This is a genomic window from Croceicoccus gelatinilyticus (assembly GCF_018398395.1).
Classification (GTDB): domain Bacteria; phylum Pseudomonadota; class Alphaproteobacteria; order Sphingomonadales; family Sphingomonadaceae; genus Croceicoccus; species Croceicoccus gelatinilyticus.
In genome coordinates, this window is record NZ_JAHCBF010000001.1 from 709,444 (window position 1) to 723,051 (window position 13,608).

The window sequence follows — 13,608 nt, forward strand, 5'->3', positions numbered from 1 at the left end:
AGTCTATCATTTCAGGCGGCCCTGCAAAGGCTATTTTCGCAAATGCAGCATGTCAGTCGTTATCATCTCGCCTGTCGGCTATTCCAAGCGACTTGAGCTTGCGGTGGAGCGCCGACCTTTCCATCCCGATAAAGCTGGCGGTGCGCGAAATGTTCCCCGAAAAGCGGCGGATCTGGATGCGCAGGTATTCCCGTTCAAACTGTTCGCGGGCCTCGCGCAGCGGAATCCCCATCATTGCCGTGATGCCGCTGCTTTCGCCGCTTTCTTCCTGCGTGATTTCACCGGGCAACATATCGGCCTCGATCCTGCCAAGCCTTTCACGCGGCGCCAGGATGATGGTTCGTTCGATCACATTGCGGAGCTGGCGAACATTGCCGGGCCAATCGTAGCTCTGCAGGACAGCCATGGCATCATCGGTGACTTCGGGCGCGGGAACGCCCTGCCCACTGGCGAAACGCGCGAAGAAATGGTCGACCAACGCCGGAATGTCGCCGCGTCGTTCAGACAGCGACGGGATCGACACTGGGACGACGTTGAGCCGATAGTAGAGATCTTCTCGAAAACGGCGTTCGGCGATTTCTTCTTCAAGATCGCGTGACGTTGCCGAAGCAACGCGTACGTCTACGCGGATCTGGCGATTGCCACCGACGCGCACGAATGCCTGATCGGTCAGGACACGAAGGATGCGGGCCTGCGTCGATTCCGGCATGTCGGCCACTTCGTCGAAGAATAGCGTGCCGCCATCTGCCATCTCGAGCAGTCCCGCCCGAACCAGCTTCCCGTCCTGTTCTTCGCCGAACAGCTCCTGCTCGAAGCGTTCAGGCGTAATGCGGGCCGAATTGACCGTAACGAAGGGCTTGTCCGAACGCGGGCTCCAGTGATGAAGCAGGCGCGCTGCTACTTCCTTGCCCGCACCGGCAGGGCCTGTGATCAGCACGCGGCTACCGGTCCCTGCCACGCGCTTCAGTGTTGCGCGGACCTGATTGATGGCGGTCGAGGCGCCGTTAAACTCGTCAAATGTGCTTTCGCCTTGGCGCAGTTGCTGGTTTTCGCGGCGCAGGCGCTCGGTCTCCGTCGCGCGTTCAACCATGTGGAGCAGGCGTTCGGATTCGAACGGCTTTTCGATGAAGTCCACGGCCCCGCGGCTGACTGCTGCGACGGCGGTGTCGATATTGCCGTGGCCGGAGAAGATGATGACCGGCAGGTCCGGCTCGCGCTGCTTGATCGCGTCCAGCACTTCCAGGCCGTCCATCGGCGACCCGTGTAGCCATACGTCTAGCAGGACGAGGCTTGGCCGCGTTTCGTCGATCGCGGCGAGTGCGGCGACGCTATCGCCTGCCGTGCGGCAGTCGTAGCCCTCGTCCGACAAGACGCCGGCGACCAGTTCGCGAATGTCGCGTTCGTCGTCGACGATCAGGATATCGAGTGCCATGGGGCGCCTTCCGTTGCTGTGATCATTGTGCGGCCTCTGTTTCGGGGGCCAGTTCGCTCAGCGGATCGCGAGCGAAACGCAGGCGGACGATCGTGCCGCCCTCCTCCGCCGGTTCGAACGAGATATTGCCGCCGTGTTCGCCCAGGATCTTCTGGACGATGGCGAGGCCGAGGCCCGTGCCCTTCTCCCGCGTGGTCATGTAAGGTTCGACGATCCGGTCGCCTTCCTTGGGCAGTCCGATGCCGTTATCCGTGACGGTAACGGTCACACCTTCACGGTCAGGCACGAGGCGGACCTTGATCGTGCCGCGATAATCGGAGCCATCCTGCGATTTGCGCGTTTCGATCGCCTCTGACGCATTCTTCAGCACGTTGGTCATGGCCTGACCGACCTGGTGGCGATCGCAGGCGATCATCGTGTCACCGTCGATTGCCTCAAAGCGGTAGCCGATTTCGGGATTGCCGACTTCTTGCAGGAACATGGCCTGCCTCACGAGGTCCGAGATGTCCTCGCTGCGGAAGCTGGGCTTGGGCATGCGGGCGAAGCTGGAGAACTCGTCCACCATCTTTCTGAGGTCACCGACCTGCCGGATGATCGTCTGCGTCAGTTCATCGAACAGTTCTGTGTCTGTCTCGATCTGGCGGCGATAGCGGCGTCCCAAGCGCTCGGTCGCAAGCTGGATCGGGGTCAGAGGGTTCTTGATCTCGTGCGCGATGCGGCGGGCAACATCGGACCATGCGGCGCGGCGCTGATCGAGAAGCTGGCGCGTGATGTCCTCGAACGTCAGAACCGTACCGTGACGCGTACGGGCGACCTTGACGGCCAGAGTGCGCGTATCACCGCCACGGGCGTGCTGAACGACACCGCTGCTGCGCCCGCTTTCGAGATGATCGGCGAGCGAGGGGGCAATCTCGCCAAGGGGACGACCGATGGCCTCCCCTTCCCCGTTCTCGAACAGCATCGCGACAGCGGAGCCATTGATCAGTAGGATCGAGCCATCGTCATCGACCGACACGATGCCAGACGTCGCTGAATCGAGAACCGCCTCTGTAAAGGCGCGACGTTCGACAAGCAGCTCGTTCGCCTCGACCAAGGCGCGGGTCTGGCCGGAGATCTGCTCTGTCATCCGGTTGAAAGCGCGGTTCAGCAGGCCGATTTCATCGCTTCCCGTTCGTCCTTCGACACGTTTACTGAAATCGCCGGCGCCAACATGTCGCGCCGCCGTGACCAGCGCCGCCAGCGGTTCGACCTGCCTGTCGGCAAAGCGCAAGGCGAACCAGACCGCCAAGGCGACAAGAGCGAGCGAGATGCCGATCAGCGCGATATTGAATTGAAGCTGGAGCGAGCGCGCATTGCGCGTCAGGCTGTCGTAATTGGCCAAAACGCTTTGCGCGCGCTGCCACTGGTCCTGCGCTTCGCGATCGGACTTTCGCGCGGTGTAAAGGTAGATGCTACGGTCGCGGTCGAGCGGCGTGACCGCTTCGATCCTTTCAGCCGTAGCGGTGACCACGACGGACTCGCCCTGTATCAAACGGTCGAACGTATTCGCCTCGATCCGTTGAGGGCCTGCTTCCTGATCAGGATCGACAATAGCCGCTGTGCGGACAGTGCCGTCCTCCCCGCGTTCGATAATCGCCGACTCATTGAGCTTTCGAATCACCACCTGCCGCGTGAAAGCCTCGGCAAATTCGGGCGATGCGATTGAAACCTGGCTAAGGTAAAAACGCACGTCGCCTGCCATGGCGACGGTCTCATCACCGATGTCGCGCTGGCTCTGTTCGTAATACCCGCGCGCAAGCTGGTTCGCATCTTCCAGCAGGCCGCGCGAACGTTCCGAAAACCAGAATTCGACGCCCGACTGAAATAGGTACGAAGCGAATGCCACGACCAGCAGGGTCGGCACTGCAGCGATGAGCGAGAAGAAGAACACGAGCCGGACGTGAAGCTGCCCGGTGCTACCGATGCGCTTTCGTGCGCGTCTGAGCGCAAGGCGTCGTCCCGCCAGCATGAGCAGCGCCATTGCCGGCACCAGCGTGCCGACCAGGAGCGAAGTCGTGGTTGCAAGGGGAAGAAGCTGCCCGCGCGTATCGCCCTTGCCCAGCGTCAGCCAGCCGCCAAACAGGACCAGCAGCAGCGTCAGGACCAGCAGAACCTCAAGGATGAGGTACCCGTTGGCCTTGTGCCACATGATCCCGAGCCTGCGCGTCAAGCGAGACCAATCCACACCTTCAGAGCCGAAATTCGGCTTGCGCTCAGGCGCATCGAGGGTCTGTCCGGGGGTGTCCGCCGTCATCGTTGCGAAGATACAACAGCCCTGTTGCGCGATTGCAAGGGCATTCTCGCACTTGTCAGACGCTTCGCCGCATCAGCTGACCCGGTTGGCGTAGACCTCGGGGTCGATTTCCAGCTCGACCAATCGCTTGCGCAAGGTGTTGCGATTGATGCCGAGCATCTGGGCGGCGCGAAGCTGGTTTCCGTTGGTTGCGAACAGCATATGTTCGAACAGCGGACGTTCGAACGCAGCGATTGCCTTGGCGTAGATCTCGCCCTGCTCGGGTGCATTGGCGGTCAGCCAGCGGCCAAGCGCGGTCGCAAGATCGTCCTTTCCAGCCGGCCCCGCCTCGACATCGGGCGCAGCCTGCCCGCTGGCGACGGGCGTCGTATCGTTCATCGCGGCGTGGATCGCCTGTTCGTCGATCACGTCTTCCCGCGCCAGGAGCGCGAGGCGGTAGATGAAGTTCTTCAGTTCACGGACGTTCCCGCGCCACGGCTGCTTGCAAAGCAGGTCGGCGGCACCATCGCCAAGAGCGTGTGCCGGTAGACCATCTTTCGCGGCCTGCGACAGGAAATGACGGGCCAGCGCCTTGATGTCGTCGCCGCGTTCGCGCAGCGGCGGAAGCTGGATCGGCACGACGTTGAGTCGGTAGAACAGGTCCTCGCGGAAGCGGCCTTCCTCGATCATCGGGGCAAGGTCCTTGTTCGTCGCGGCGATGATACGCGCATCGAACGGCACTTCCTCGCGCCCGCCGACGCGCAGGATCATGCCGGACTGGAGCGCGCGCAACAGGCGGGTCTGGGCCTGCATCGGCATGTCGCCGATTTCATCGAGGAACAGCGTTCCGCCTTGTGCTTGCTCGAACTTGCCGATGTGACGGCTGACCGCGCCAGTGAACGCGCCCTTTTCGTGACCGAACAACTCGGATTCGATCAATTCGGCAGGGATCGCGGCGGTGTTTACGGCGACAAACGGCCCGCGGTTGCGATCGCCAAGCTGGTGGATCGCCTCAGCAACCAGTTCCTTGCCGGTTCCGGATTCGCCAAGGATCAGCACCGTCAGGTCATTGCGGATGACGCGCGTGATCATGCGATAGACCGCCTGCATCGCAGGCGAACGCCCGACGAGCGGTAGGCCAATGGTGTCTTCGCTGACGTTGGCGACCTGCGGCGATGCACCGCTGCCGATGGCCTGTTTTACCGCGCGGACCAGTTCGTCGAGGTCGAAGGGCTTGGGAAAGTATTCGAAGGCCCCGCTCTCGGTTGCGCGGATCGCGGTGTCGAGCGTGTTCTGCGCGGACAGAATGATGATCGGCATCTGCGGGTGCGCTTCGGTGACCGTTCCGATGGTCTCGATCCCGTCGCCGTCCTTCAGCACCACGTCGGTCAGCATCGCGGCGTAGCCCTGCTCTTGCAGCAGGCGATCGCGATCCTTGATGGACTCGCAGCGCACAACCTCCAGGCCCTCGTCCTCAAGGGCGGCAGTGATTACGATGGCGATGGAAGCGTCGTCTTCGACGAGGAGAACCGGCTGGCTCATATCTCAATCTCTTCGGTTGTAATGGCAGTAGGTACGGAAACTTCGGCAACCGGAAGATGGATCCGGAAGTTCGTGATTCCCGCAGCTTCGTCACGATCGTGGCTGATGCGTCCGTCCATGTCGCGGACGAGCTTGCGAACCAGCGCGAGGCCGAGGCCCTGACCGGTTTTCTTCGATGTGACGAAAGGTTCGAAAATATGTTCGCGCACCGCAGGATCGATGCCGGGCCCGTTGTCGGACACGGTAATCTCGATCGGCAGGCGCAGGGGCGCCAGGCGGCTGTGCGAATGCAGCGCGATACCGCTGGCAAAGCGAGTGCGAACCGTGACGATCGGTTTGTCGGCAGCGGAGCAAGCCTCGCTCGCGTTGGTTAGCAGGTTGATCAGCACCTGCATCAGCGCATCATTGTTCGCCATGACTTCGGGCAGCGAGGGGTCAAATTCCTCGACGATGCGGATGCCATCAGGCGCACTGGCCTGAACGACCTGCAATGCCCGGCGGACGGCAACGTGGAGGTTGAGCGAACGCGAAGGTTCACGCGTACGGCGGCTCAACGACTGCATCTGGTCGATCAGTTGCGCGATGCGATCAACCTCGTCCGCGATCAGCTCGGCGAGCGACCGGTCCTTGGCGCGAAGCTTCCGCGCTAGCAGCTGCGCAGCACCACGAATGCCGGCAAGCGGGTTCTTGATCTCGTGCGCAAGGATCTCGGGCGCGCGCAGGGTGTTGTTGTCCTGCTCGCCTTCTGCGCCGTCCAGGCCTTCCAGTTCGGTCGGCGCCATGAGGGTCATGATCTGCCAGCCGGGGTGTCCGATGATCGGTGCAATGGCGAGATTAACGCGGGCAGCGTCTGTTTTGCCGATCTTGGCGGCTATGTCGCGCGCGCTGATCTGTACGTCGCTATCGGCCATCATGTCGATCAGGCGGCTTTCGCCAAACTCGATCACGGCGGACAACGGCTTGCCCGAAAGGCGGCGCGCACCCTGCCCCAGCATCTGCTCTGCCGCAGCATTGACCGAGGCGATGCGCAAACCGGGCCGCAAAAGGATTACCGCTTGCGGAAGGCTGGCGATCTGGCGGGCAGCGTCAGGAAGGTCGTTGCCTCCTGAAAGGATCAAGCGGCCCTCCGTTCCGGCTCGCCTTCGATCAAGGGGGCATAGAAATCGCGCAGCATGGCAACGACTTCGCCCGCGTCGTCCACGAAGTTCACCTTGTTGCGGAACTCGGCCGAGCCGGGGAGACCCTTCGTGTACCAGCCCAGATGCTTGCGGGCCATGCGCACACCAGTCATCTCGCCGTAGTGGTCGAGCATCATGCGGTAGTGCTCGACAATCAGGTCGTATTGTTCGGCCAAAGTCGGATCGGGCCTTACGTCGGCGCCGTCCAACCAGTCCATCACCTGGCCCAGGAGCCACGGCTTGCCATAGGCGCCGCGTCCGATCATCACGCCATCCGCGCCGCTCTGTTCAAGCGCCTTCGAAGTATCGTCGATGCCGCAGATGTCGCCGTTGACGATGACCGGAAGCGAGACCGCGTCCTTCACGCTGCGCACGAAAGCCCAATCCGCGCTGCCCTTGTACATTTGGTTGCGCGTGCGGCCATGCACGGTGATCAGCTTTGCGCCCAAATCCTCGGCGATATGCGCGAGTTCGGGGGCGTTGAGGCTGGCATGGTCCCAGCCCATGCGCATCTTCACGGTAACGGGCACCGTTACAGCCTTCACGGTCGCCTCGATCAGGCTGGCGGCCAGCGGCAGGTCGCGCATCAGGGCGCTGCCAGCGTCGCCGTTGACGACCTTCTTCACGGGGCAGCCCATGTTGATGTCGATGATCGCCGCACCGCGATCTTCGTTGAGCTTGGCTGCCTCGGCCATCTCGGTCGGGTTGCAACCGGCGAGCTGAAGCGAGACCGGTTCCTCGCACGGGTCCCAGTCTGCCTTCTGCATCGACTGGCGCGTCTCGCGGATCATCGCGGGGCTCGCGATCATCTCGGTGACGTTGAGGCCCGAGCCGAAGCGCCGCACGAGCGTGCGGAACGGCCGATCGGTCACGCCGGTCATGGGCGCGAGGATAACGGGAGAATCAATTTTGACCGGACCGATGTTGATCGCATCCAGCTTGGGGGGCTTTGAATGTTGCATCTGCGAATGTGCCTAAATTTTGGGCACCCATTACAGAAATGCTTGGGACAGGACAACCCCCTCGCACGGTCGGTAAGCACGCCCACTGGATTGGTGCTGCACCTGCCGCTATGGCCGCGCCGATGCATTCGGAAAGCCAGACAGTAGCGGTCATCGTCGCAGCCGGTCGCGGAGAGCGTGCCGGCGGTTCGACGCCCAAGCAGTATCGAAAAGTAGCGGGCAGAAGCCTCGTTGCCCATGCCTTGCAAGCCTTTGCAACGCATGACGCGATCGACCACGTGATCGTTGTGATTGGCGCGGGGCAGGAACAGGCGCTGGCAGAAGCAGTCGCTCCCCTCCCCTTACCGCAAACCGTCATCGGTGGGGCAAGCCGCCGAGAGTCAGTTCTCAATGCGCTTTCGGCCATTGGGAGCAAGGGCGGCGCGGTCCGCGTGCTGATTCACGATGCCGCGAGGCCGTTTCTGCCGGCACGGGTGATCGATGATTTGCTGTCCTCGCTCGATACCGATCCCGGCGCGATCCCGGTCCTTCCAGTGGTCGATACGCTTGCGCGGGGCGACGGCGCCCTTGGCGATACGGTATCACGGGATGGACTGTGGCGCGTGCAGACCCCGCAGGCCTTCCGCTTCAAGGATATTCTTGCGGCGCACAGGGCATGGCCAGCCGACCGCGAAGCGACCGATGATGCGCAGATGCTGCGCCATGCCGGCGGCAGTGTCGCGCTCGTCGATGGAGATACTATGCTCGAGAAGGTGACCCATCCGGCCGACTTTGCACTGGCAGAGGCGCGGCATGGCAAGCCCGCATTCCGCATCGGCAGCGGCTATGACGTTCATCGCCTGGTCGATGGCGACGGTGTCTGGCTTTGCGGCGTACACATACCGCACAACCAGACGCTATCGGGACACAGTGACGCAGACGTGGCACTCCATGCTCTCACCGATGCCATTCTTGGTGCAGCGGCGATGGGCGATATCGGCCAGCATTTCCCGCCGTCGGACCCTCAGTGGAAGGGCGCTGAATCCCACATTTTCCTGAGCCACGCGGTGAATCTGGTTGCCGAAGCGGGCTATTCCATCGCCAATGCGGACATCACGATCATTTGCGAAAAACCCAAGGTCGGCCCCCATCGTCAGGCCATGCAGGTGCGGGTCGCGGAACTTATGGGCGTTGACATTGGTTCCGTATCGGTGAAGGCCACGACCACTGAACGACTTGGCTTTACCGGCCGCGGCGAAGGCATCGCGGCCCAGGCGCAAGTCCTGCTACAATCGGCGTGACGTAATGGCGCACGCGTTCTGCCAACCCGCAGACTGACGGATTTCATGAACGGACTACTCCCTCCCGATATTATCGAACTGGCGCAGACTGTCGTCGATGCTCACCGCGAAATGGGAACGACCATCGCAGTCGCAGAAAGCTGCACCGGCGGTCTCGTCGCCGCCGCGCTCACCGAGATTCCTGGTTCCTCGGCTGTGCTCGACCGCGCTTTCATCTCCTATTCGAACGACGCGAAGATGGAGATGCTCGACGTCCCGTCCGACCTGATCGAAACGTTCGGCGCGGTTTCCGTCGCCGTCGCGTGGTCGATGGCGCAGGGCGCGATCGCGAACTCCAGCGCTGATCTTGCCGTGGCGATTACCGGTATTGCCGGACCCGATGGTGGTTCGGACCTGAAGCCTGTTGGCACCGTCGTCTTCGCGCGTGCGCGCAAGAAGGACGCGGAAGATACCGAGCCGCATGCAGAGCTGAAAAAGTTCGAATGCACGACGCGCCCCGAAGTGCGGCACCAGGCCGCGATCTGCGCGCTCGAACTTCTGCTGCCGCGTAGCTACACGCAGCAGGCCTGATCAGGCGGCGGGCGGGCCGTAAAGCTCGCGCGCCCGTTCCTCGAACGCGCCGACCATCTTGCGGAAGGCGCGGTCGAGATATTGGCCGGCCAGCGCCTCGAACACCGAATTGCGGAACGTGAAGTCGACGCAAAAGTCGATGCGGCAGCTCGTCTCGGTCAGCGGTTCGAAATGCCACGAATTCTCGAGATGGTTGAGCGGACCGTCGACGTACTCGACGACGATCCTTGTCGGCCGTTCCTTGTGAACCTTCGATGTGAACTTCTCGCGCAGCGCCTTGAAGCCGACCATCATGTCGGCGACCATCTCGGTATCGCTGTCTGACCGAACGCGGGTCGCCACGACCCAAGGCAGGAACTCGGCATAGCGACCGACATCCGCCACGAGGGCGAACATCTGTTCGGCACTATAGGGTAGCTCGCGGCTCTCGCGAATGGACGGCATTGCTTGGGGTTCTCAGCTGCGAGCGGCGGCCTTGGCGAGCTTCGCCTCACGCGCGGCGCGCATCTCGGCGAAATCGTCGCCCGCGTGATAGCTGGAACGCGTCAGCGGGCTGGAGGCGACCTGCAGGAAGCCCTTGGCGCGGGCGATGGAGCCCAGCGCGTCGAACTGCTGCGGGGTCACGAAGTCGATGACCTTGTGATGCTTGGGCGTGGGCTGCAGGTACTGGCCCATCGTCAGGAAGTCGATGTCGGCGCTGCGCATGTCGTCCATCACCTGGTGGATTTCGAGACGCTGTTCGCCAAGGCCGAGCATGATGCCGCTCTTCGTGAAGATCGAAGGATCGATGTTCTTCACTTCTTCGAGCAGGCGCAGCGACGCATAGTAACGCGCACCCGGGCGCACCGTCGGGTAGAGGCGCGGCACCGTTTCGAGGTTGTGGTTGAAGACATCGGGACGCGCCTCGACGATGGCGGCGATCGCCTTCTTCATCTTGCCGCGGAAGTCGGGCGTCAGGATCTCGATCGTCGTGTTCGGAGTGCGCGCGCGCAGCTCCTGGATCACTTTGACGAAGTGGCCTGCGCCGCCATCGGGAAGATCGTCACGGTCGACCGACGTGATGACGATGTGTTCCAGACCCATTTCGGCAGCCGCGGTCGCGACGTTCACCGGCTCCATCGGATCGACCATGCGCGGCATGCCGGTCTTCACGTTACAGAAGCGGCAGGCACGGGTGCAGACATCGCCAAGGATCATCACGGTGGCGTGCTTCTTGGTCCAGCATTCCCCGATGTTCGGGCAAGCGGCCTCTTCACACACGGTGTTGAGCTTGAGGTCGCGCATCAGGCGGCGCGTCTCTGCGTAACCCTTGCTGGTCGGCGCTTTCACACGGATCCAGTCGGGCTTGCGACGGCGTTCTGCCTGCTGTTCGGCCTTGAGGTCGGCTGCTGCGGGTATCTCGTTCATGGGCCCCACATAGGCCCGTCGCTTGCAAGCCGCAATGCTTGGCGGCAAAGGGTAGGCTATGACCGATTCTCCTTCTGCCTTCGAGGCCCTCAACGCCGGCTACATGCGCTTTCGCGAAAAGCTGTGGCATCCCCAGCATGAGCGCTGGACGCGCCTCAAAGAAGGGCAGTCGCCCAAGGTGATGGTGATTTCCTGCTCCGACAGCCGCGTCGATCCGGCGCAGGTGTTCGACGTGGACCCGGGCGAGATTTTCGTGGTGCGCAACGTTGCCGCCATGGTCCCCCCGTTTGAAACCACGCCCGGCCATCACGGCGTGTCTGCCGCGCTCGAATTCGCGGTGCAGGTGCTTGAGGTCGAGGAAATCGTGGTGCTGGGCCACGGCATGTGCGGCGGCTGCCAGGCGGCACTGTCGCAGAAGATGCTGGGTGCGGAACCCGGCAAGGGCGGCTTCATTGCCGACTGGATCGACCTTCTGGACGAAGCACGCGTGTCGGTAGCTGCCGAACACGGCACCGAAGGCCGGAAGGCAGAACGTGCGATGGAACAGGCTGCGGTCAAGGTCTCGATCGACAACTTGCGCTCTTTCCCATGCATCCAGGTCAAGGAAGGCAAGGGCAAGTTGAGGCTGCGCGGCGCGTTCTTCGCGATTTCAGACGGCGTGCTGCACTGGCTCGACGAGGACAGCGGAAACTTCCAGCCGGTCACCTGACTTGGAAGAAACAACCGAATCCGCGATCGGCGTGCCGATGCCGCGGCACCCGCTACAGATCCGCGACTACCGGATATTCTGGCTGACCCGCTTCGCGGGCGTCATCGCGACGCTCTCGATGGTCGTCGTGCTGGGCTGGCAGGTCTATGACGTGGCGCGCTCAGACTACGGGATGAGCAGGAGCGCGGCTGCGTTTCAGCTCGGTATCCTGGGGCTGGTCCAGTTCATCCCGCTCTTCGTGCTGACCCCGATCTCGGGCGTCGTTGCCGACCGGTATGACCGGCGCAAGGTCGCGGCGCTGTCGATGGGCATCGACTCGTTCGTGGCTGCTGCGCTGGGGTATGCGACGTGGAGCGACAATCTCAGCCTGCCGCTGCTTTTCTCGCTTGCGGCACTGCACGGCGTGGCGCGTATCTTTTTCGGGCCTGCGATGAATTCGCTCGCTCCCAACCTCGTGCCAGCGCCGATGATCCCGCGCGCGATCGCAACCAATGCCATCGCGTGGCAGTTCGCCAGCGTACTTGGTCCGGCGGCGGGCGGGATGCTCTATGCCGTGTTCCCGACGCTGCCCTACATCGTGTCTGTGGTGCTGCTCGGCCTTGGCGCGGTGATGGTCTTGCTGATCAAGCCGCTTAGAAAGCCAGAGGTCGATCGCAAGAAACATCCGGTCAAACAGATTACCGAAGGCTTCCGCTTCGTCTGGCATGATCGCTTCTTGCTTGGGGCGATCTCGCTCGACCTGTTCGCGGTGCTGCTTGGCGGTGTGACCGCGCTGCTGCCGGTCTTTGCGCGCGACATCCTCGAGGTTGGGCCGGAGGGTCTCGGCTGGATGCGCGCGGCGCCTGCCGCCGGTGCGGGCCTTGTCGCGCTGTGGCTTGCGGTCAAACCGATGGAGCATAACGTCGGTGTGAAGATGTTATGGGCCGTGGGCATCTATGGGCTTGCGACGGCGGTCTTCGGGTTCAGCTACGACCTCATCTTCAGCCTCTTCCTGCTGCTCATCCTTGGCGCGGCGGACATGATCTCGGTCTTCGTGCGCGGGTCGCTGGTGCAGCTCAACACGCCAGACGAAATGCGCGGACGCGTGTCCTCACTATCGGGCCTTGCCATCTCCGCCTCGAACGAGCTTGGCGAGCTTCAGTCCGGCATTGCCGCGGCCTTGCTCGGCGCAACAGGGGCGGTTGTATTTGGCGGCGCGGGCGCGATATTGGTAACGATTATCTGGGCTTTCGCCTTTCCGGAGATCAGGAACGCTCGCACGTTCGCTCCGGTCTATCGCGAATGACCTCGATTTTGGCACGGGGATAGGAGCCGAACCATGAAAGCAGACAGTGTCCTGGCAACGATCGGCAATACGCCGCACATCCGGCTGTCGCGGCTGTTTCCCAATCACGAAGTCTGGGTGAAGTCCGAACGGACCAATCCGGGCGGTTCGATCAAAGACCGCATCGCGCTTGCCATGGTCGAAGCGGCAGAGGCCGCGGGCGATCTGGCGCCGGGCGGCACGATCATCGAGCCGACTTCGGGCAACACCGGTATCGGCCTTGCCATGGTCGCGGCGGTGAAGGGCTACAAGCTCATCCTCGTCATGCCCGACTCCATGTCGATCGAGCGTCGCCGCCTGATGCTGGCCTATGGCGCGACTTTCGATCTCACGCCTCGCGAACTGGGCATGAAGGGCGCCCTCGCCCGCGCGCACGAACTTCTGAACGAGGTTTCGGGAAGCTGGATGCCACAGCAGTTCGAGAATGCGGCCAACCCGAAGGTCCACGCCGAAACGACGGCCAAGGAAATCCTCGCCGATTTCGCCGATACGCCGATCGACGTGATGATTACCGGCGTTGGCACCGGCGGTCACCTGACGGGCTGTGCGGAAGAGCTGAAGAAGAGCTGGCCCGACATGAAGGCCTATGCCGTCGAACCCGACTTGTCGCCGGTGATCTCGGGCGGCCAGCCCGGCCCTCACCCGATTCAGGGCATCGGCGCGGGCTTCATTCCTGAAAACCTGCACACCCGCTCAATCGACGGAGCCATTCCGGTCGACGCCGCAGACGCCAAGGAAATGGCGCGCCGCTGCGCCACCACGGAAGGCCTGCTGGTCGGCATCAGTTCGGGCGCAACGCTCGCCGCGATCGCCAAGAAGCTGGAAAGCATACCTGCCGGTGCGCGTATCCTCGGCTTCAACTACGACACGGGCGAGCGTTACCTTTCGGTACCCGACTTTCTTCCCGAGTAAGCGGCCCTTGGGCCGAGGCG

12 protein-coding genes are annotated in these 13,608 nt (G+C 62.7%); 5 read left to right on the plus strand and 7 right to left on the minus strand.

All coding sequences use genetic code 11. From position 1 onward, the window contains the following. Positions 1-52: 52 nt before the first annotated feature. From ntrX to dusB, 5 genes are all read right to left on the minus strand, one after another. Positions 53-1,432, minus strand: a complete 1,380-nt coding sequence (ntrX, locus tag KIH45_RS03645) for a nitrogen assimilation response regulator NtrX (RefSeq protein WP_213174592.1) — start codon at positions 1,430-1,432, stop codon at positions 53-55. Positions 1,433-1,454: 22 nt separating this feature from the next. Beyond that, positions 1,455-3,620: a sensor histidine kinase gene (locus KIH45_RS03650; RefSeq protein WP_213174697.1), complete on the minus strand. Its 2,166-nt coding sequence runs from the start codon at positions 3,618-3,620 to the stop codon at positions 1,455-1,457. A 177-nt stretch (positions 3,621-3,797) separates the two neighbouring features. Further along, the gene (locus KIH45_RS03655) at positions 3,798-5,246 is read right to left on the minus strand and encodes a sigma 54-interacting transcriptional regulator (protein WP_213174593.1); all 1,449 of its coding nucleotides are present in this window, start codon (positions 5,244-5,246) and stop codon (positions 3,798-3,800) included. Further along, a complete protein-coding gene (locus KIH45_RS03660; RefSeq protein WP_213174594.1) occupies positions 5,243-6,364 on the minus strand; it encodes a two-component system sensor histidine kinase NtrB in 1,122 nt (373 codons plus the stop codon). The genes KIH45_RS03655 and KIH45_RS03660 overlap by 4 nt, the downstream gene beginning before the upstream one ends. Beyond that, positions 6,361-7,386: a tRNA dihydrouridine synthase DusB gene (dusB, locus tag KIH45_RS03665; RefSeq protein WP_213174595.1), complete on the minus strand. Its 1,026-nt coding sequence runs from the start codon at positions 7,384-7,386 to the stop codon at positions 6,361-6,363. The genes KIH45_RS03660 and dusB overlap by 4 nt, the downstream gene beginning before the upstream one ends. Before the next feature lie 110 nt (positions 7,387-7,496). Between dusB and KIH45_RS03670 the strand changes: the two genes are divergently transcribed. Together KIH45_RS03670 and KIH45_RS03675 are read left to right on the plus strand one after the other, a co-directional pair. Beyond that, entirely contained in the window at positions 7,497-8,666 is a 1,170-nt protein-coding gene (locus tag KIH45_RS03670; RefSeq protein ID WP_225899606.1) for a bifunctional 2-C-methyl-D-erythritol 4-phosphate cytidylyltransferase/2-C-methyl-D-erythritol 2,4-cyclodiphosphate synthase, read from the plus strand. A 45-nt stretch (positions 8,667-8,711) separates the two neighbouring features. Beyond that, the gene (locus KIH45_RS03675) at positions 8,712-9,236 is read left to right on the plus strand and encodes a CinA family protein (RefSeq protein WP_213174596.1); all 525 of its coding nucleotides are present in this window, start codon (positions 8,712-8,714) and stop codon (positions 9,234-9,236) included. On the opposite strand, the gene KIH45_RS03680 is transcribed toward KIH45_RS03675, so the two are convergent. Further along, positions 9,237-9,680 carry a type II toxin-antitoxin system RatA family toxin gene (locus KIH45_RS03680; protein ID WP_213174597.1) on the minus strand — a complete coding sequence of 148 codons (444 nt, stop codon included), beginning with the start codon at positions 9,678-9,680 and terminating at the stop codon, positions 9,237-9,239. Positions 9,681-9,692: 12 nt separating this feature from the next. Then, positions 9,693-10,643, minus strand: a complete 951-nt coding sequence (gene lipA / locus KIH45_RS03685; RefSeq protein ID WP_213174598.1) for a lipoyl synthase — start codon at positions 10,641-10,643, stop codon at positions 9,693-9,695. A gap of 58 nt (positions 10,644-10,701) precedes the next feature. Here lipA and KIH45_RS03690 point away from each other — a divergent pair, with 58 nt between their 5' ends. Genes KIH45_RS03690 through cysK form a run of 3 tightly spaced genes read left to right on the plus strand, consistent with a single transcriptional unit; the run spans position 10,702 to position 13,588 of the window. Next, entirely contained in the window at positions 10,702-11,352 is a 651-nt protein-coding gene (locus KIH45_RS03690) for a carbonic anhydrase (protein WP_213174599.1), read from the plus strand. Position 11,353: 1 nt separating this feature from the next. Continuing rightward, positions 11,354-12,637: an MFS transporter gene (locus tag KIH45_RS03695; RefSeq protein ID WP_420481920.1), complete on the plus strand. Its 1,284-nt coding sequence runs from the start codon at positions 11,354-11,356 to the stop codon at positions 12,635-12,637. 33 nt (positions 12,638-12,670) lie between these two features. Then, positions 12,671-13,588 (plus strand): cysteine synthase A, encoded by a 918-nt coding sequence (gene cysK, locus KIH45_RS03700; protein ID WP_213174600.1) that lies wholly within the window; start codon positions 12,671-12,673, stop codon positions 13,586-13,588. Positions 13,589-13,608 lie beyond the last annotated feature (20 nt).